Origin of the sequence: Knoellia sp. S7-12 (genome assembly GCF_040518285.1) — a bacterium.
Taxonomy (GTDB): domain Bacteria; phylum Actinomycetota; class Actinomycetes; order Actinomycetales; family Dermatophilaceae; genus Knoellia.
The window spans coordinates 819,760-839,363 of sequence record NZ_CP155449.1 but is presented as its reverse complement, the minus strand read 5'-3'; the positions used below and the strand labels follow the sequence as shown (position 1 = coordinate 839,363).

General features: G+C 68.4%; 17 protein-coding genes. 9 read left to right on the top strand and 8 right to left on the bottom strand.

Annotated features, from left to right (window positions below; all coding sequences use genetic code 11):
- Positions 1-131: 131 nt before the first annotated feature.
- Positions 132-665: a MarR family transcriptional regulator gene (locus V6K52_RS04005; protein WP_353952613.1), complete on the bottom strand. Its 534-nt coding sequence runs from the start codon at positions 663-665 to the stop codon at positions 132-134.
- Between the two features lie 106 nt (positions 666-771).
- Between V6K52_RS04005 and V6K52_RS04000 the strand changes: the two genes are divergently transcribed.
- The 3 genes from V6K52_RS04000 to V6K52_RS03990 all read left to right on the top strand — a co-directional run bounded on the left by V6K52_RS04000 (position 772) and on the right by V6K52_RS03990 (position 3,084).
- Positions 772-1,347, top strand: a complete 576-nt coding sequence (locus tag V6K52_RS04000) for an NADPH-dependent F420 reductase (RefSeq protein WP_353952612.1) — start codon at positions 772-774, stop codon at positions 1,345-1,347.
- 47 nt (positions 1,348-1,394) lie between these two features.
- Positions 1,395-1,922 carry a VOC family protein gene (locus V6K52_RS03995; protein WP_353952611.1) on the top strand — a complete coding sequence of 176 codons (528 nt, stop codon included), beginning with the start codon at positions 1,395-1,397 and terminating at the stop codon, positions 1,920-1,922.
- 241 nt (positions 1,923-2,163) lie between these two features.
- Positions 2,164-3,084 carry a phospholipase gene (locus tag V6K52_RS03990; protein WP_353952610.1) on the top strand — a complete coding sequence of 307 codons (921 nt, stop codon included), beginning with the start codon at positions 2,164-2,166 and terminating at the stop codon, positions 3,082-3,084.
- Positions 3,085-3,233: 149 nt separating this feature from the next.
- Here V6K52_RS03990 and V6K52_RS03985 read toward each other — a convergent pair whose 3' ends face one another.
- The 5 genes from V6K52_RS03985 to V6K52_RS03965 form a co-directional block, all read right to left on the bottom strand.
- Positions 3,234-3,605: an AAA family ATPase gene (locus V6K52_RS03985; protein WP_353953711.1), complete on the bottom strand. Its 372-nt coding sequence runs from the start codon at positions 3,603-3,605 to the stop codon at positions 3,234-3,236.
- Between the two features lie 899 nt (positions 3,606-4,504).
- The gene (gene catC / locus V6K52_RS03980; protein WP_353952609.1) at positions 4,505-4,786 is read right to left on the bottom strand and encodes a muconolactone Delta-isomerase; all 282 of its coding nucleotides are present in this window, start codon (positions 4,784-4,786) and stop codon (positions 4,505-4,507) included.
- 4 nt (positions 4,787-4,790) lie between these two features.
- A complete protein-coding gene (gene catA, locus V6K52_RS03975; protein ID WP_353952608.1) occupies positions 4,791-5,654 on the bottom strand; it encodes a catechol 1,2-dioxygenase in 864 nt (287 codons plus the stop codon).
- A gap of 57 nt (positions 5,655-5,711) precedes the next feature.
- Positions 5,712-6,812 carry an enolase C-terminal domain-like protein gene (locus V6K52_RS03970; protein ID WP_353952607.1) on the bottom strand — a complete coding sequence of 367 codons (1,101 nt, stop codon included), beginning with the start codon at positions 6,810-6,812 and terminating at the stop codon, positions 5,712-5,714.
- Complete coding sequence (locus tag V6K52_RS03965; protein WP_353952606.1) at positions 6,809-7,750, bottom strand: LysR substrate-binding domain-containing protein; 942 nt, start codon at positions 7,748-7,750, stop codon at positions 6,809-6,811. Before V6K52_RS03965 ends, V6K52_RS03970 begins: the two co-directional genes overlap by 4 nt.
- A gap of 250 nt (positions 7,751-8,000) precedes the next feature.
- On the opposite strand from V6K52_RS03965, the gene benA reads away from it, so the two are divergent.
- The 6 genes from benA (at position 8,001) to V6K52_RS03935 (ending at position 18,128) form a co-directional block, all read left to right on the top strand.
- The gene (benA, locus tag V6K52_RS03960; RefSeq protein WP_353952605.1) at positions 8,001-9,368 is read left to right on the top strand and encodes a benzoate 1,2-dioxygenase large subunit; all 1,368 of its coding nucleotides are present in this window, start codon (positions 8,001-8,003) and stop codon (positions 9,366-9,368) included.
- Complete coding sequence (benB, locus tag V6K52_RS03955) at positions 9,365-9,898, top strand: benzoate 1,2-dioxygenase small subunit (protein WP_353952604.1); 534 nt, start codon at positions 9,365-9,367, stop codon at positions 9,896-9,898. Before benA ends, benB begins: the two co-directional genes overlap by 4 nt.
- Positions 9,899-9,921: 23 nt before the next feature.
- A complete protein-coding gene (gene benC / locus V6K52_RS03950) occupies positions 9,922-12,723 on the top strand; it encodes a benzoate 1,2-dioxygenase electron transfer component BenC (RefSeq protein WP_353952603.1) in 2,802 nt (933 codons plus the stop codon).
- A gap of 76 nt (positions 12,724-12,799) precedes the next feature.
- On the top strand, positions 12,800-14,137 hold the full coding sequence (locus V6K52_RS03945; RefSeq protein WP_353952602.1) for an aromatic acid/H+ symport family MFS transporter: 1,338 nt from the start codon (positions 12,800-12,802) through the stop codon (positions 14,135-14,137).
- Positions 14,134-16,863: an AAA family ATPase gene (locus tag V6K52_RS03940; protein WP_353952601.1), complete on the top strand. Its 2,730-nt coding sequence runs from the start codon at positions 14,134-14,136 to the stop codon at positions 16,861-16,863. The genes V6K52_RS03945 and V6K52_RS03940 overlap by 4 nt, the downstream gene beginning before the upstream one ends.
- A complete protein-coding gene (locus tag V6K52_RS03935; RefSeq protein ID WP_353952600.1) occupies positions 16,860-18,128 on the top strand; it encodes a benzoate/H(+) symporter BenE family transporter in 1,269 nt (422 codons plus the stop codon). Before V6K52_RS03940 ends, V6K52_RS03935 begins: the two co-directional genes overlap by 4 nt.
- 59 nt (positions 18,129-18,187) lie before the next feature.
- Here the strand turns inward: V6K52_RS03935 and V6K52_RS03930 are convergent, their stop codons facing one another.
- On the bottom strand, positions 18,188-18,832 hold the full coding sequence (locus tag V6K52_RS03930; RefSeq protein WP_353952599.1) for a CoA transferase subunit B: 645 nt from the start codon (positions 18,830-18,832) through the stop codon (positions 18,188-18,190).
- Entirely contained in the window at positions 18,829-19,602 is a 774-nt protein-coding gene (locus V6K52_RS03925) for a CoA transferase subunit A (protein ID WP_353953710.1), read from the bottom strand. The genes V6K52_RS03930 and V6K52_RS03925 overlap by 4 nt, the downstream gene beginning before the upstream one ends.
- Positions 19,603-19,604 lie beyond the last annotated feature (2 nt).

Below are 19,604 nucleotides of genomic sequence, written 5' to 3'. Positions count from 1 at the left end.
TCGAGATTCGGTCGCGTCCTTGCGGGACGACGGCATACGGGCTGCGGACAACAGCCGCAAGGGGTCGGTAGTCTCTGGTGCGCTTGTGAGGCCTCCGGCCAGCAACCGCCTAACGCTCATCGGCCCCACCACTACCCCACCGCGGGATCGTCTGCTGCAGCAGAGGTCGCCTCCGGGTCTCGGTGCGGGTCGTACAACCCAGTCAGGCGCCCGTTCGGGTCGAGCCCTTGCAGCAGAGCATCGCCGATGCCGCGCAGTTGCTGCAGCTGTACGGGCGTGAGCGGGTCCAGAACGTGGCGGCGCACAGTGTCGACGTGCCCGGGAGCTGCGGCAACGACGGCTTCCCAGCCCGCCTGAGTGAGCCGCGCGTTGGTGGCCCGACCGTCCTCGGGGCACGGGTAACGCTTCACCAGGCCACGGTCCTCCAGCCGTCGGACGACGTGAGAGAGCCGCTGCAGCGTGGCGGTGGTCCGCTGGGCCAGTGCCGTCATCCGCAAGGTCCGCTCGGGTGCCTCCGAGAGCATCGCGAGGACGAAGTACTCGAAGTGCGTCAGCCCCGCTCCCGCGCGCAGCTGGGCGTCCAACACACCGGGGAGCAGCTCGACGACCGCCACCAGCCGTAGCCACACCGCCCTCTCATCGTCGGTAAGCCATCTGGTCTCCATTCACCCAGCCTAGCCGTTAGTTGACGGAACAAGTAAATCGTGTACAGTGTTAGTTGTAGCAACAACCAAAGCGGACATCCCGCCCCACACCACACAGGAGCACCTCATGGCACACCTCTCCATCCTCGGTACCGGCAACATGGGCCAGGCCATCGCAGCTGTCGCCGGCAACGGCGGCCACACCGTCCAGCTGCTCGGCGAGAACGACACCGCCACGCAGATCAGCGGCGACGTCGTTGTCCTCGCGGTCCCCTACCCCGCCGTCAGCGACGTCATCGCCCAGCGCGGCGAGAGCCTTGCCGGCAAGATCGTCGTCGACATCACCAACCCGCTGAACTTCGAGACCTTCGACTCCCTGGTCGTCGCGGCCGACAGCTCCGCCGCCGCGGAGATCGCCGCCGCTCTCCCCCAGTCGCGCGTCCTGAAGGCGTTCAACACCACCTTCGCCGGCACCCTCGCCGCGGGCACCGTCGGCCCCCTGACCACCACCGTCCTGATCGCCGGCGACGACGCCGACGCCAAGTCGGCCCTGGCCGGCATTCTCACCTCCGGTGGCCTCAACGCGATCGACGCCGGCGCCCTGAAGCGGGCCCGCGAGCTCGAGGCCCTCGGCTTCCTGCAGCTCACCCTCGCCGCCAACGAGAAGGTCTCCTGGACCGGCGGCTTCGGCGTCATCGCCTGAACCACCCGCACCCTGACCGGACACCCACCACGAGAAACGAGCCCGCCATGACCGTCAATGCCGTCCGCCTCAACCACGCCGTCCTGTTCGTGGCCGACCTGGAGCGCAGCATCGCGTTCTACTCCCAGGCGTTCGGCATGACGGTCATGGCACACGAGCCACGAGCCAACGCCGCGTTCCTGCGCCTACCCCGCTCTGGGAACCACCACGACCTCGGCCTGTTCGGGGTCGGCGCCCAGCCACCGCGGCCCCGCGGCGCCCTCGGTCTGTACCACCTGGCGTGGCAGGTCGACACCATCGACGAGCTCGAGGAAGCCAGGGTGACCCTGACCAACCTCGGCGCGCTCACCGGCGAGTCCAGCCACGGCGCGACCAAAAGCGTCTACGCCCACGACCCCGACGGCAACGAGTTCGAGGTCATGTGGATGCTGCCCAAAGCCAGCTGGGGTGAGTACGCGAACACCGCACCCATCGACCGACTCGACCTACCCGGAGAGGTCGCCCGGTGGGCCGGGGTCCGCACCGCCGCCGAGCTGGTCCCCGTGGACGCGGTGGACGCGGTGGAGGCGCCGTGAGCGGCGCGACCTTCGCGCCGCCCGTGGTCGCGACGCACGGCAGCACCGACGCGTCCGCTCCGCTGGTCGTGCTGCTGCACGGGCGCGGCTCCAACGAGCAAAACATCCTCGGTCTCGCCGGCCACCTGCCGACCGGTCCGAAGTACGCCGCGGTCCGGGCACCAATCACCGAGGGCGACGGCTACGCCTGGTTCGCCCACCGGGCATCGGACGCCCGGTCACCGACTCGCTGCGCAGCACCATGGACTGGTTCCGGACCTGGCTCGACCAGGCCGCTCCAGCCGGGCGGCCGGTGCTATTGGTCGGCTTCAGCGGTGGCGCCGCCTTCGCCGGCGGCCTGGTGCTCGACGACCCCCCGCGGTACGCCGGCGCGGCCGTCCTCTACGGCACCCTGCCCTTCGACGCCGGACTCCCCACAGACGCCGGCCGGCTGGCCAACCTGCCCGTCTTCGTCGCCCAGGGCGACGCTGACCACGTCATCCCCCGAGACCTCCTCGACCGGACCTGGGACTACCTGCTGTCCGAGTCCGGTGCGCCCACCGTCGCACAGCGTCAGCCCGGCGGCCACCAGCTCACCGCCTCGACGGTCCACCCCCTCGGTGACTGGATCGCTCACCGGCTCGCATTCCTCGACCACCACGGCGCCACCCCAACCGGGCCGCGCCCGCGAGCGACCTGGCCCACGCTCCCCGCTGGCGAGCTGCCCGGCCGGGCCGGCCCGCGGCCCGAGGTGAGCTGGACGATCCCACAGCAGCAGGAATCCCAGAACGCACCCGCCGACTTGCAGGAACGCCTCTACGACGAGGTCCGTTACCGGTCCGGAGTGGACGTGGGCCCCTCACGCATCTCAGTGCCCGGCGCACGCGGCTTCACCCTGCGCGAGGGCTCCGAGGACGACCATGCCTACCTCGTGCCGCACGTCCAGGAGTTCGCCCACCTACACCCGGCCCACGACGGGTCCCTGCACGTGATCCTGCCCCCGGACCTCGCCGCCGACGTCTCGACCAAGGGCTGGGGAAGACCCCACATGTGGGCCGGTACCCGCCTCTCCCCCGGCTTCACGATGGTCCACGGCCCCCGGGACGATCACGAGCTGTCCATTGTCCTGGGCATCGTGGCCGCAGGCCACGCCTACGCCAGTGGGGTATCGGCCGCACTTTGACTCGGCCGAGCGACGGGGATCCGACCCGCCGAACAGGTCGATGAAGGCGGCTCGGGTGTCCTGCAACTCTCGGCGAAGCTCCTCGTCGGAAACTGTCGAGAACGCGAGGGGCGCGACCACGTCGCTCATGACGGCGTCGATCTGGGCCACTACGGCCCGGGCCTTGTCGGTCGTCGTGATGAACGGGATCTAGCGGCGCGTGAACGCCTGGTGGACAAAGAGGCGCTCGAGCCGTCCCGGTTCTTCAGCCAAGGCTTGCCGATCGCCGGACGACGAGTGCCCCAACCAAGGTGTCGCGGTCGACCATGGTTTTGCCGCGCATCAGGCTGACTTTGGCGGCCGTCTCGGCGGCTTGACGAGGTCCGCGTGGCTGAGACCGTCGGTGTACTCGCAGAGTTTCGCGAGTCGAAGATCTGGCGCAGCTTTCTCGCGCTCTCGCCCATGTATTTGCTCATCAACGCATCGAGGCGAACGGTGAACATCGGCAGGGACAGCTCGTGGGCCAGCACGGAGGCGGTCATGGTTTTACGGGTGCCGGTTGGGCCTTCCAGGAGCAGTCGGTGAACAGGAGTGAACCCGTTGTCCAGGAGCCGCTTGCGTTGCCGCTGCTCCGCGAGCACATGCTTGATCTGCTCCTGAAGTGGGCACGGAAGCACTAGATCGCGCAGGCTGGTGCGTGGGTGCGAGGTGAAGATCAGCTCGCTGAGGTCGCCACGCGGCTGAGGGAGCGTGGTGACCTTAGGCGGGTGGGGGTTGTGGACTCTCGGGAGGCGTCGACAGACTTCTTGATTTCGCCCGCAAGAATGTGATGCCCCCGCTTAGCCTCACGAGCGGCGATCTGCAGGGCGACGGAGTAGAACGTGGAGTCGTCGCCAGAGGCGTGGCTGCGCACCATGGCGGTGATGTGGTCGCCGAGTCCGGCCGCCATACCCGCTTCCTCCCTCACTGTCACGTATGCACCGTACGGCCCGCTGGCCGCGTGGTTAGGAGCAAATCGCGGCGCGCTGGTGAGCGGTGGTGTCCGCCAATAGTCATGCTATCCATCTGCGCCGACCTTCGCGGGCGAAGCCCTGCCCGGCCAGCCACGATGCAGATCAACGCGGCCCTCACCAGCCGGGGGAGCCTGCCCCGGGCGTAGCACCCTCGTCTCACACATCCGGTGGTCGAGCGCCAGTCTCTCTGGTTGAAGTGACCGTTTTTCTGAATGGTCCATGCGATGGAGGACGTGAAGCGAGGCTTCCTTGACAGCGACCGCGGGGCACGTCCTGGACGGACGCGGAGAACCCGACCGCGTGCGAACCTCCCCTTGGACCTGCACAAACCCCATCAACGACACGCCCATCACTCACATTCTCTCGCCCAGCGCGGTCCCCACCTGTGTCCGCAAGACAACAGAGGGGCACGCGTCGGGTCGGTCGACTCAGGCGTTGATGTCGCTGAGGTGGGTGGCCAGCGGCGTCACGGTGATGTCCATGTGGGGGAACAACGGCAGGCCGGAGAGCACCTCGTGGAGGGTATCGTTGGACTCGACGTCGAAGATCGACACATTGGCGTACTCGCCCACGATCCGCCACAGGTGTGGCCAGCGTCCGGATGACTGGACCTCCTGCGCGTAGGCCTTCTCACGCGCAACGAGGTCCGCCCTGACCTCAGGGTCCATGTCGGACGGGATCCGCACATCCATGCGCACGTGGTAGAGCACCGGCTCAGGCCTTCTCGGGGTCAAGGACGAAGCCGTAGGCGACGGTCGCGGTGCCGTCGGCCTGCGACTGGGGCTCGAGGATCAGCTCGGGCTTGACGGCCGACGCGATGTCGTCGTCGTTGTGCTGGTCACCGGGAAAGTAGAGCTGCGCGGTGAGCAGCTCGTGCCCGGGCGCGGAGGCCTTGACGTGCAGGTGCGCAGGACGCCAGGCGTGCCACCCGGCGGCGGCGATGAGCTTGCCGCAGGAACCGTCGGTGGGGATCTGGTAGGGCGCAGGCTGCACCGTGTGGATCTCGAAGGCGCCGTCGTCGCCGGCCGTGAAGGTGCCACGAAGGTTCCACTCCGGGATGCCCGGGGCGAACTGCGAGTAGAAGCCGTCCGAGTCGGCGTGCCACAGCTCGACCGTGGCGCCAGCCAGCGCCGTGCCGTCGGTGGAGGTGACCTGACCGGTCCACGTCAGCGGGGTGCCGCCTTCGTCCTCCCGCATCGGGACGGTTCCGTTCGCGCCCTGCTCGGGAGCGCCGGGCACGTAGTACGGACCCTCGATCGAGCCCTTGTTGCCCTCACGATGGTCGGTGTTGACCTCTTCGACGACGTGCTCCAGCCACACGTCGAGGAACAGGGGCCACTCCCCGTCCTCCCCCACATTGATCATCCATGCCTTGAGGGCATTGAACTCGGCGTAAGTGACCTTGTGCTTGCGGACGGTGGCGTACACCGCGTCCAGGACCTCGCGGGCCAGCGTGTCGACGCGCTCGGCGGGGACGTCCTTGACTGCGTCGTACGGCGACTTGTCGGTGTGGAAGCGCTCGGTCGCGCTGGCGCCGGAGGCGGCCGCCGAGGCGGCCTCGGTGTCGGTGATGCTCATGGTGGTGCTCCTTCGGTGAGTGGTGTTGCGATGCGGATGTTGGTGGTGGTGGTGCGGTCAGTTCTGTCGGTAGTGCGCGAGCTTGTCGGGGTCGATGAGGGCGCCGAGGCCGGGTCCCGGGCGGACCACGAGCTCGCCCCCTCGGATCTCCAGCGGCTCGGCGAGGAGGTCGTCGGTCATGTCGAGGAAGTTGGAGAGTTCACCCGCCCTTCGCGAGGTCAGTTCGAAGGCGGAGCCGAAGGCGACCGAGCAGAGCGAGCCGAGCTGACCGTCGATCTGGTTGCCCATGACGAGCTCGATGCCGAGCCCTTCTGCGAGGTGATGCACGCGTCGGCTGGTGGTGAAGCCGGTGCGCGCGGTCTTGATGCTGGCGGCGGTGGCCGAGCCACCGAGGACCTCGCGGGTCACCTCCGCCGGGGTCACGACGGACTCGTCGGCAATGAAGGGGACGTCGAGCTGCGTGACCAACCAGCGGCGGCCGATGACGTCGTCTGCCGGGCACAGCTCCTCGGCAAAGGTCAGCCCGAGGTCCGCCATGTCCTTCATCGCGCGGGCCGACTCGGAGGCGGACCAGCCGCGGTTGCCGTCGACGTAGAGCTCGACGTCGCGTCCAAGGCCCTCCCGAAGAGCTCGGACCACGGCCGTGTCGAGGGTGAAGGGGTGGCGGCCCACCTTCACCTTGAACGTGGTGATGCCATAGGTGTCCCGCATCCGCTCCGCCTCGGCGACCATAGCCGCGGGATCGTCGAAGCCGAGCATGTGTGAAACGCGCATCCGATCGGTGTAGCCGCCGAGCAGCTCCGTGACGCTGTAACCCAGCGACTGGCCGAGTGCGTCCCAGATCGCCATGTCCAGGGCGGACTTGGCGGTCGGGTTGCCGACGGTGCGAGACAGTCGCGCGTGGATCTGCTCGCGCTCCATCAGGCCGAGCCCGACCACCTGGGGCGCGAAGATGCTGTCGATCACGGCCAGAATCCCGGCCTGCGTCTCGCCGTACGTGAAGGGACGGGGCGGCGCCTCGGCCACACCGACGACACCCTCGTCCGTGGTGACGCGGACCAGGACGTGCTCGGCGACGTGCACCTCGCCGCTGGCGAACTTGAGCGGCTTGGAGTAGGGGATGGCGAAGGGGATGGCTTCGACTTGGGCGATCTTCATCGGCTGACCTCATCGACATGGGTGGGGGTGGGCTCGTCGGCGTGTGCGACGTGGTCCGAGGACGAACCCACAGGGGTGAGGGCGTGGAGGACGGCGAGCACAGCCGGATTCGTCTCATCGCTGCGCCAGGCGAGAGCGAGCTCGACGGTGGCCGCCTCGGCGACGTCGCGGAAGACGACACCGGCTAGCGGCGCCGCCCGAACCGAAGCGGGGACGAGGGCGACCCCGAGCCCGGCCGCGACCAGCGGCAGCATCACGGAGATGCCTGCGGCCTCGTGCTCACGGTGCGGGACGAAGCCGGCAACGCGACAGCTGCGCAGCACTGCGTCGTTGACGGCCGAGCTTGTTCCCGAGAAGAGCACGAACGGCTCGGCGCGCAGGTCAGTCATCGAGATCACCGGCTCTGTGGCCAGCCGGTGGTCGGCTGCCACGGCCAACACGAGCGGCTCGGACTCGATGACCCGCAGATCCAACCCCTCGCCTGCCATCGGGGGCCGCAGCACACCGACGTCGAGGCGGCCCTCGTTGAGTCCGTCGACCTGGGCCGGAGTCAGCAGGTCGGCGTGAATCTCCAGGGCCAGGCCGGGCAGTTCACGCTTCACGATGCGCGCCATCCGTGGAAGCTGGGTGTGAGCCGCGCTGCCGGTGAAACCCACACGGACGAGCCCTTGGCGGCCCTGCGCGATCCGATGCACGCCGCGAACGCTGTCCTCCACGGCAGCGAGGATCCGCGCGACCTCGCCCTTGAAGAACTCCCCGGCGGGCGTCAGTCGCACCTGCCGCGTGGTGCGGGTGAAGAGCGGAGTGCCGAGCTCGGCCTCGAGCTGGCGGATCGATTGCGACAGCGCCGGCTGGGCCATGTGGAGCCGTTCGGCAGCGCGACCGAAGTGACGGGTGTCCGCGACGGCGGCGAAGTAGCGCAGGTGCCGAAGCTCCATCCCTGGTCTCCTCGAAGTCTTTCGGGATCGCGTCCCTGGGGCGATCGCGCAGCGGTGCGCGATCGATTTGTTCACGGTACGTCTCAATATTGAGTGCGAACAAGGACTGTTTTTGTACTGATTGAGAGGTCTCGATGATCAATAGGTGCCTAGGTCAGACCTAGGGCTTCGGCTGGTGTCATGCCCGCTGCGTCGTGCGACGGTCGTGGGAACCGCCCGATCAACCCCCGCAACGACGCTGGAGTATTCAATGACGAACACGATCTCCCACGTGGAATCGGTGCTGGCCGACGCTGTGGTCGACGACCGCGACACCGGTATCTACCGCGCCAACCGAGCGATCTTCACCGACGAGGAGATCTTCGAACTCGAGATGAAGCACCTCTTCGAGGGCAACTGGATCTACCTCGCCCACGAGAGCCAGGTGCCCAACCCGGGCGACTACATCACGACCTACATGGGTCGCCAGCCAGTGGTGATCACCCGCAGCCAGGACGGCGAGCTCAACCTGCTCATCAACGCCTGCGCCCACCGCGGTGCGATGATCTGCCGCCGCAAGACCGACAACCGCACGACACTGACGTGCCCGTTCCACGGCTGGACATTCCGCAACGACGGCACCCTGCTGAAGGTCAAGGACCCCGACGGTGCCGGATACCCGGACACCTTCGACACCAACGGCTCCCACAACATGACGAAGGTCGCGAAGTTCGACAGCTACCGCGGTTTTCTCTTCGGATCGCTCAACGCAGATGTGTCCACGTTGGCCGAGCACCTCGGTGACACGACGAAGGTCATCGACATGCTCGTCGACCAGTCGCCCGACGGCCTTGAGGTGCTGCGCGGCTCGTCGACCTACACCTATGACGGCAACTGGAAGGTCCAGGCCGAGAACGGCGCCGACGGTTATCACGTCACGGCAACCCACTGGAACTACGCCGCCACCACCTCGCGACGCAACACGGGCGACTCGGCCAACACCACCAAGACGCTCGACGCCGGGAGCTGGGGCAAGTCCGGCGGCGGCTACTGGTCCTACCCGAACGGCCACCTCTGCCTGTGGACGTGGGCCGGCAATCCGGAGGACCGCCCTCTGTGGGACCGCATGGAGGAGCTGAAGGACAGGTTCGGCGAAGCCAAGGGCGAGTTCATGGTCAAGGGCAGCCGCAACCTCTGCCTGTACCCGAACGTCTATGTGATGGACCAGTTCTCCACGCAGATCCGGCACTTCCGCCCGATCGCGCCGAACCAGACCGAGGTCACGATCTACTGCATCGCCCCCAAGGGCGAGGCCGCGGAGTCACGGGCCTGGCGGATCCGCCAGTACGAGGACTTCTTCAATGCCTCCGGCATGGCGACGCCCGACGACCTGGAGGAGTTCCGCTCGTGCCAGCTCACCTTCCAGGCCACCGCTGCACCGTGGAACGACATGAGCCGCGGCGCCGAGCACTGGCTGAGCGGACCGGATGAAGTGGCCCTGACCTTGGACATGCCGGGCGTGATCTCTGCCGGCCTCAAGAACGAGGACGAGGGGCTTTATCCCGTGCAACACGGCTACTGGCTCGAGACGATGCGGGCCGCAGTGGCCCGTGACAACGCAACGGAGACCTCGGCATGAGCACCACGGCTGCCACCCCCGAAACCCTGCCCGTCAACCGGCTGATCACGCAGAACGACATCGAGCAGTTCCTCTACAGAGAGGCGCGCTTCCTCGACGACCGTGAGTTCGAGAAGTGGCTCGAGTGCTACGCCGACGACTGCGAGTACTGGATGCCCGCCTGGGGTGACGACGACCAACTCGTCGAAGACCCCCAGACCGACATCTCGCTCATCTACTACGCCAACAAGGGTGGCCTGGAGGATCGCGTCTTCCGGATCCGCACCGAACGCTCGAGCGCCACGTCGCTTCCCGAGCCGCGGACCAGCCACAACATCAGCAACGTCGAGGTGATCGAGCGTCGCGGTGACGTGCTCGACGTGCGGTTCAACTGGCACACCATGTATTTCCGGTACAAGACGATCGACCCCTACTACGGGACGTCCTTCTACACGATCGACTTCTCCGGCGAGAGCCCGCTGATCCGGCGCAAGACCGTGGTGCTCAAGAACGACTACATCCACCACGTCGTCGACGTCTACCACTTCTGAGACCCCCGGAACCCGGAGCTGTCATGACTACCCACCAGGTCGCCCTCGCTTTCGAGGACGGAGTCACCCGCTTCATCACGTGCGCGGAGGACCAAACCGTCGCGGACGCGTCGTACCGCGCCCGCATCAACATCCCGCTCGACTGTCGCGACGGCGCGTGCGGCACGTGCAAGGCACAGTGTGAGTCCGGCGAGTTCGACGGCGGCACCTACATCGAGGACGCGCTGTCGGCTGACGAAGCGGCCGCCGGCATGGTGCTGCCCTGCAGCATGAAACCCCGCTCGGACCTGGTGCTCCAGATCGCCAGCACCTCCGCCGTGGCCAAGACCCGCGCCGCGACCTACAAGGCCACCATTGCCAGCATCGACCGCCTCTCACCCACCACCATCGCGTTCACACTGCAGACGCCCGAGCGGGAGCAACTCGCGTTCCTGCCCGGGCAGTACGTCAACATCGAGGTTCCGGGAAGCGGAGAGAGCCGGTCGTACTCCTTCAGCACCGCTCCCACCGACACCTCACTCGGCTTCCTGGTCAAGCTGACACCGGGCGGCGTGATGTCGACGTGGCTGACCGAACGGGCGGCCGTCGGCGATGAAGTGACCTTCACCGGCCCCAACGGCAGCTTCTTCCTCCGCGAGACCACGAGGCCGCTGCTCCTGCTCGCCGGCGGCACCGGCCTGGCGCCGATCCTCGCGATCCTGCACGCGATGCGAGAGACCGGCAGCACCCGCCCCGCGCACCTCGTCTACGGCGTCAGCACCGACGACGACCTCGTCGAGTTGGCCAAGCTCGACGAGTTGGCTTCGGACATCCCCAGACTGACCTGGGACCACTGCGTGTCCGACCCGACGACTTCTGCCGCCAATCAGGGCTTCGTGATGAGCCTGATACGGCCCGAGCACCTCCACGACGGCGACGTCGCCGTCTACCTCTGCGGACCGCCACGCATGGTCGAGGCGGTGCGGCAGCACTTCACCGACGAGGGCGTGGAACCGACTGGCTTCTACTACGAGAAGTTCGCGCTCTCCGGAGCGGCCCCAGCCGTCGCGTCCACCGAGCCCGCCAGCGCAGTGGACTCCGTCCGCGAGCCGGTCCTCGAGGTGGCACCGGAGCCGACGCTGGAGCCCGCAGAGGTCCCGATGCCCGTGGTCGAGATCACCGCGCCTGCGTCCTTGGTCGGAGTCGCGTCCTCGGCCCGCGGCCACACCGACGCCGCCGCTCGCACCGTCGCCGGCCAGGTCGTGTTCTCCGCCCGCGAGACAGCCGCACTGCATGGCGGGACGGCTCCCGACCCGGTCGCCGTCGCCGACACCGCCCGCACCGTGGCTGGCCAAGCGGTCTTCCCGTCGCGAGCGGACGGTGTGGGTGACGGCTCCCCTGCGCCGTACGCCGAAGTCGATCTCGTCCCGGTGGGCGACGCCCGATCCGTCGCCGGTCAAGAGACGTTCCCGGTCCGTGAAGTCGCGCCGCTCATCGCACCGGAACACACGGCATACACATCAAAGACGGCAACCACGGCACCCGAGGCGCCGGACGGGAACACAGCCTCCGACGGCTACGAGATCGGTGAGGAGCACCCCTCCGTGCACGCCTCGGACGCGATCTTCGAAGCGCGGATGGCCCTCGAACTCGGAGCCCTCGACCTCGTGCTGGGGCGCCTCAGCTCCCAACAGGTCGCGGGCTACCGCCTGCTCGCCGAATCGACAGTGCCCTACGTCGATGGTGACCGTTTCGTGGACGCCGCGGCATACACCGAAACCAATGCGGCCTTCCACGACTACCTCTTCGGACTGACCGGCAACGAACACCTGCTGCGCGCCTACCAGGCGCTCGGAGTCAAGGGGCGCATGGAGGAAGCCCTGCGCACCGCGACCTGGTGTGACCCTCGTTGCGCCCAGGACCACCTCGACATCGTCGACGCTTTCGAGCGCGGCGACCGGACCGGCGCCCGGCTCCTCGTGAGCGAGCACGCCGACCGCTCGAAGACCACCATGCGTCGCGCCATGGACGAGAGTCGCCAGGCGCACCGACCCCGCTTCGTCACGCCGGGCAGGTTCACCGGCAAGGTCGTCGTCGTCACCGGCGCCGCCCAAGGCATCGGCGAGGCCGTGGCACGTCGAATCAGCGCCGAGGGCGGCCAGCTCGTGCTGGTCGACCGGTCCGACCTCGTCCACGAACTGAATGCCGATCTCGACGGATCCGGCGCACACGGGATCGCTGTGGTCGCCGACCTGGAGGCTTATGACGGTGCACGCGCCGTGGCCGAACAGGCACTCACCAGGTTCGGCCGAGTGGACGTGCTGATCAACAACGTCGGCGGTGCGATCAACTTCAAGCCCTTCACCGAGTTCACCGACACCCAGATCAGCGCCGAGATCCAGCGATCGCTCATGACAACGCTTTTCGCCTGCCGCGCTGTACTCCCGGGCATGGTCGAGCGCGGGACCGGCGTCATTGTCAACGTCTCATCGGCGGCGACACGCGGCATACACCGCATTCCCTATTCGGCCGCCAAGGGCGGCATCAACGCGATCACCGCGTCCTTGGCGCTGGAATATGCCGAGGCCGGTATTCGCGTTGTGGCCACCGCCCCCGGCGGGACTGAGGCCCCGCCCCGGCGCATCTCCCGCGGCACTCCGGTGGCGCAGGACGAGCAGGCGCGCCAGTGGTTCCAGGCCCACATCGACCAGACGCTCGCGCATTCCCCCATGCATCGGTACGGCTCGCTCGACGAGCAGGCGGCCGCCATCACCTTCCTCGCCAGCGAGGAAGCGTCCTACATCACCGGAAGCGTCCTACCGGTCGCCGGTGGTGACCTGGGCTGACCTGGCCCGCCCACACGGATGCTTCGTGCGCCCGTGCCCGCATCACCTCCCTTTGCCTCACTCCAGGAGCTCTGCCATGCCCTCAACACCTGTCGACCTCGAGAAACGACGCCGGACCCTGCGCTGGGTCGTCTTCCTCTCCACGGCTGCTCTGATCTTCGACGGTTACGACCTCGTCGTCTACGGAACCGTGGTTCCCGTCCTCCTGTCCGATCCTGACCAACTGGGCGCACTTACCCCCGGCCAGGCTGGCACCCTCGGCAGCTATGCGCTGCTCGGCGTGCTCGTGGGCGCGCTGGCCGCCGGCGCCGTCGGTGATCGCATCGGTCGCCGCAAGGTGATGCTGGTCAACCTCGCCTGGTTCTCGGTGGGCATGGCCATCACCGCCACCACCCAGTCCGTGGCCACCTTCGGCGCCTTCCGCTTCCTCACCGGCGTTGGCGTGGGTGCCCTCGTGGCCACCGTCGGTGCACTCGTCGCAGAGTTCGCCCCGCCCGGCCAGCGCAACCGCTACAACGCGATCGTTTACAGTGGCATACCCGCAGGTGGGGTGCTGGCAGCACTGACTGCCATCACGCTGGGGGACAGTTTGGGCTGGCGTGGTCTCTTCTGGATCGGTGCCCTGCCGATCGTCGTGCTCCTCCCCCTCGCCCTGCGATTCCTCCCGGAGTCGCCGAAGTGGCTGGTCGCCCGGGGCCGCTACGCCGATGCAGAGGCCGCTCAGATCCGCACGGGCATCCCCGTGCCCGACCCGGAGCCGGTAGTCGAGGACAAGGTCGGCTTCCCGGCTCTGGCGAGCCGTCGCTTCAGGTTGCCGACCGCGCTGCTCGGCATGATGAGCTTCGCCGGGCTGCTCCTGACCTACGGCCTCAACACCTGGCTGCCGCAGATCATGGGCGATCAGGGCTACGGCAAGAACTACTCCCTCACCTTCCTGCTCGTGCTCAACCTCGCCGCAATCGGCGGTGGCCTGATCGCGTCCTTCGTCGCGGACCGGATCGGCGCCAAGCGCGTGGTCGCGTCGACGTTCGTCCTGGCGTCGCTGGCCCTGGCCGCCCTGCCGCTGTCGATGCCAGCTGCGGTGCTCTTCCTGGCCGTGGCGCTCGCGGGCGTCGGCACCATCGGAACGCAGGTGCTGATCTACGGACTCGTCTCGAACTACTACCCCACCAGCGCACGCGCCGCAGGAGTCGCCTGGTGTGCGGGCTTCGGGAGGCTCGGCGGCATCGTCGGGCCCATCATCGGCGGGGTGCTCGTCGGTGCGGGAGTGGGCGGCTCGACCGCCTTCCAGTTGTTCGCCGGCATCTCGCTCCTCGGAGCTCTGGTGACGACGATGGTCCCGCGATCGTCCCACTTCGAACGCCCGGCGACAGACCTGGCGCAGGACGGCGACCGGTCTACCGTGGCTGCGTGACCGAACCAGAATCCATGCCCGTGCTGGTCGCCCGCGACACCGAGCTCACCACCTTGCGGCGGTATCTGCTGCAGGGCGGTAGGCCCGGTCCGGGTGTGGTCCTTGTGACCGGAGCGAGCGGCACGGGAACCAGTGCACTGGTGCGCCAGCTCGCTCGTGAACACCGGGAGGCCGGAGGTCGAGTCCTCAGCGCCCTGGCAGTCCCGTGGGAGACCGATGTCCACCACGGTGTGCTGGCCCAGCTGCTGGGAATGCCTTTGCCACAGATGGAGGTGCTGGCCACCGCCGACCGCGTGGTCGGAGCCCTCGGCGAACCCTCCGGGGCCGGGCCCACACTGCTCGTGGTTGACGACGCGCACTGGAGCGACCCAGCCTCCCTGCAGGCGCTCTCCACTGCTGTTCGACACCACCACCAGGCGCCCATGCTTGTGCTGTGCGCCGCCTCGGTCGGCGCGCCTGCCGCGCCCACCGGGTCTGCGGCAGTTCTTGATCGGGCGGACCAGACGATCGTCGTTCCGCCCCTCTCGGCCACCTCGGTCCAGTTGCTGGCTGCCGGTGTCGGGATCGCGCTCCATCCCTCTCTGGCTGACCGGCTGTGCCGCTTCACCGGAGGCAGGCCCGGGCCAGTCATCGCCCTGCTGCGCGAGCTGCCTGCCGAGTTCTGGAGTGACTTCGAGCCTGACTTCCCCGCGCCCTGCGCTGTCGCGGCCGACGTGGCGCAGCGGCTGCGAGCACTGACGCCGGACGCGCGTCAACTGGCCGAGGTGGTCGCCGTGCTCCGCCGGGGCCCGGTTCCACTAGCCGCGTCCGTGTCAGGTCTGGACCAGCCACTTCCCGCCATCGATGAGCTCGTGGACGCGGGCATCATCACGGTGGTGGCCGGGTCCGGCGTGACCGTCGTGCGACCGAGCGACCCGATGCTTGCGGCGGCCGTACTCGGTTCGCTGGGTCGGGTCCGAAAAGCCGAGCTGCACCGGACAGTTGCCGACCTCATCGAGGATCCCGTGGCGCGACTGACGCACATGGTCGCCGCGGCACCCCTGCCCGATGCCGCCCTCGCCGATGAACTCGATGCGCTGGCCGAGGAGCGTGCCCAGACTGGGCAGTGGGCCACCGTCGCCGACCTGCTGTCCCGCTCGGCCCGAGTGACCTCCGACGCCATCGTCCGCGAGGACCGTCTCTCTCGTGCATTTGACGCCCGCGTCGGTTCAGGGGATACCTTGGGCGCCGCCTCGGCGGTCGCCGAGGTGGAGAGCCTGCGTGAGACCCCACTGCGCAACGCCGCGCTGGGATACCTCGCGATCGTGCGAGGTCGCTCGACCGAGGCCGAGAGCCGGCTGGTGCGGGCCTGGGACCTCGTCAACATCGAGCGCAACCCCGACACCGCCGCCCTCATCTGCCAGCGCCGCGTGCTCCACAGCCTGGCTCGCTGCCGCGGCGACGAGCTCGTGCACTGGGCCGATCGGGCCCTCGAGCTCGCGCCAACTGGCTCGCCGGTCGCCGTCGAGGCACTGGCCATCCGGGGACTCGGTCTGGCCGGCACCGGCCACGGGCGCGCAGCGCTGGACGGCTACGAGAGGCTGGCCAACGAGGTCGGCCACGGGGCCCAGGGCCAGCGAGTGGCGATGGGACGCGGGTGGCTCGCTCTGGCTCTCGACGAGATAGACGAGGCGCGCGCCTCGCTCGCCTCGGCGACCTCCACGGACTTCCTCGGCGGCTCGACCCGAATCTCACTGTGGGCGCACGCCTGGCTCGCCCGAGCTCAGTTCGTCAGTGGCGAATGGGACGACGCCCTCCGCACGGGAGAGCAGGGCATGGTCCTCGCGGAGCAGACCGGGATGCGCCTGATCCAGCCACTGCTGGCATGGACCCAGGCGCAGGTGCACTCGCTGCGCGGCGACTGGTCGGGAGCCGACCTCGCCGTTCGTGATGCCGTGGCGGGTCCGCGCGACTACGAGATCATGCGTGTCGCCTCCAGCTTGGCTCGCGCCAGTGTGGCCGAGGCGCGGGCCGACTACGCAGGCGTCCTGCGGGCAGTCGAGCCGCTCCGCCAGCCATGGGCCCGAGGCAGCATCGACGAGCCGGGTGCCTGGCCGTGGCCCGACGTCTGTGCCAACGCGCTGGCGATCGAGGGCCGTTACGACGAGGCGGAGACCTTCCTCGAGCCACACGAACAGCTCGCGGCAGAGCGAGGGCACCGGTCCGCTCAGGCGCGGCTGGGCTACGCGCGAGGTCGGCTGCTCGGCGCCACGGGCAACCTGCCCGCGGCCCGCGAGGCCTTCGAGGGTTCCGCATCCCTGCTGGCCGATCTGCCGCTCCCCTACGACCGTGCGCGCACGCACTTCGCGTGGGGACAGACCCTGCGCCGAGCGGGCAAGCGCCGCGAAGCCGACGCCGTGCTTCAGACGGCCCGTGACCTCTACGACAACCTCGGCGCGACGACCTATGTCGAACGCTGCGACCGCGAGTTGCGGGCGGGCGGGGTCCACGCGAGCCGCCCCCCTCTCGCGGACCGGTCCGCCGAGACGCTGACTCCACAGGAAGAGCTGGTCGCCGACCTCGTCGCGAGCGGCATGACCAACCGCGAGGTGGGCACCGAGCTCTATGTCTCGACCAAGACCGTCCAGTACCACCTGACCCGCATCTACGGAAAACTTGGTATCCGATCGCGCGGTGAGCTCGCGGCCCTGCGTGGATCGCCCCGTGAGGAGCCAGCACAGCCATGAGCACGACCACCCACCGCGACAACGACGTCGACGCCTCACCCACACCGCGAGCGGGACGGCTGGAGCGACCCGCAGGCCGACTGCCGTCACCACGCGCGGTGTTCGCCGACCTCGGTTCGTACCAAGTCGTCAACGGAGTGATCGGGGTGCTGTTCTCGATCACCGGGCCCATCCCGATCATCGTGGCGGTCGGCCGCGGGGGCGGCCTGTCCGCCGAGCAGATCGCGTCCTGGATCTTCGGGGTGCTGGCCTTCAACGGACTGCTCACGATCGTGATGTCCTGGACCTTTCGGCAGCCGCTGGGCTTCTTCTGGACGATCCCCGGCACGGTCGTGGTCGGCACGGCCCTCCAGTCGCTGACCTGGCCCGAGGTGATCGGCGCCTACGTGCTCACCGCACTGCTGGTGCTGGCCATCGGCCTGACCGGGAAGGTCGATCGAGTCATGTCACTCCTGCCCATGCCGGTGGTGATGGCCATGGTGGCTGGCGTCTTCCTGGGCTTCGGGATCGATCTGGTGACAGCGGTGGAGAACAACGCGGCCATCGCCGCACCCATGGTCGCGATCTTCTTCCTGGCCACGGCGTTGCCGTCGGTAGCGCGGTTCGTGCCTCCGATTCTCGGCGCGCTGGCCGTCGGCGTGGTGGGCGTCCTTGCAACGGGCGCCGTTGATGGGGGGACCGTGTCAGGCCCCTGGCTGGCCGCTCCGGTTTTCACCGCGCCGCAGTTCACCTGGTCGGCGGCAATCGAGCTCGTCATTCCGCTCGCGCTGACGGTCGTGGTCGTGCAGAACGGCCAAGGCATGGCCGTGCTCCGCGAGGTCGGGCACCGACCGCCGATGAACCTCGTCACGGTCGTGTGCGGCCTCGTGTCCCTGCCCGCTGCCATGGTCGGAGCGGTCTCCACTTGCCTGACCGGCCCCACCAATGCCCTCCTGACCGCATCGGGACAGCGCCGTCGGCACTACACCGCGGCGTTGGTGTGCGGGGCGCTCGCGATCATCGTCGGACTGCTGGCGCCCGGCTTCGTGCGACTGCTGCTCGCGGTGCCGGTGGCCTTCGTCGCCGCCCTGGGTGGGCTGGCCATGCTGCGAGCACTCGAAGGTGCCTTCCGCGCGGCGTTCTCAGGTGGCCACGTGTTGGCCGCCCTCATCACGTTCTTGGTGACGGTCGCCGAGGTCACCTTCCTCAACATCGGTGCAGCCTTCTGGGGACTGGTTGTCGGGGTGGCCGTGCACATCCTGCTCGCTCGCGGTCCACAGTCCTGAGCTCCGCCATCACCACTGTCTGAACGCCGCAGATGGGACGTCGGCCGAGCTGCTCGAGTTCAGCGCCGCCCGGTCGGGACCAGGACGGGGGCGCCGGTCTTCGTGATGATCTCGTCGACGGTCACACCAGGAGCAAGATCGACAAGTTCGAAGGCGTCCCCGGATACGTCCAGAACGCCCAGGTCGGTGATGATCCGGGAGACGACACCGCGCCCGGTGAGGGGCAGGTCGCAGGCCGCGACCAGCTTGGGGGCACCGCTCTTGGCGCAGTGCTCCATCAGCACGATCACGCGCCGCGCGCCGCTGACGAGGTCCATCGCACCGCCCATTCCCTTGACCATGGCGCCCGGGACCATCCAGTTCGCGAGGTCGCCGTTGACCGCGACCTGCATGCCCCCGAGGACCGCAGTGTCGATGTGGCCGCCGCGGATCATGGCGAAGCTCAGTGAGGAATCGAAGTAGCTCGCACCGGGGAGCACCGTGACGGTCTGCTTGCCCGCGTTGATGAGGTCGGGGTCGACCTCATCGTCGTAGGGGAAAGGACCCACGCCGAGTATGCCGTTCTCGGCGTGCAGGGTGACCGTCGAGTCGGCGGGGAGATGGGCCGGGATCATCGTGGGCAGGCCGATGCCGAGGTTGACGTACTCGCCCTCATGGAGCTCGAGCGCCGCCCGGGAGGCCATTTGGTCACGGGTCCAGCTCATGCTGACGTCTCCTCACGGGGGCGGGTGGTGCGCTTCTCAATGTCCTTGTGGGCGGCCTGTTCTGGGGTCAGCCCCACCACCCGTTGGACGAAGACACCCGGTAGGTGGACCTCGTCCGGCCCGATCTCGCCGATCTCGACAACCTTCTCGGCCTCGACGATCGTGAGGCGGCCGGCCATCGCAGCGGGCACGTTGAAGTTGCGCGCGGAAGCGTTGAAGACGCAGTTGCCCGCGCGATCCACGACCGCGGCACGCACCAGGGCAACGTCCGTGATGATCGACTCCTCGAGGACCATCTGCGTGCCGTGGAAGGTACGCACCTCCTTGGGTCCAGAGGCGAGGGCGACGGTCCCATCGGCGTGATAGCGCCACGGCAGCCCACCCTCGGAGACCATCGTGCCGACCCCGGTGGGGGTGAAGAAGGCGCCGATGCCGGCACCTCCGGCCCGCAGTCGCTCGGCGAGGGTGCCCTGGGGGGTGAGCTCCACGGTGAGTTCACCGGCCAGGTACTGCCGCGCGAACTCCTTGTTCTCTCCGACGTAGGAGGCGATGACGCGGCTGATTCGGCGCTGCTCAAGGAGCAGGCCGAGGCCAGCACCATCGACACCGCAGTTGTTGGACACGACGGTGAGGTCGTCTGCGCCCTGCTCGAGCAGCGCACCGATGAGGAACCACGGGATGCCCACCAGTCCGAAACCGCCGACCGCGAGGGTGGCACCACTGGGCACGTCTGCGACGGCCTCAGCCGCGCCGGACACAACCTTGTCGATGC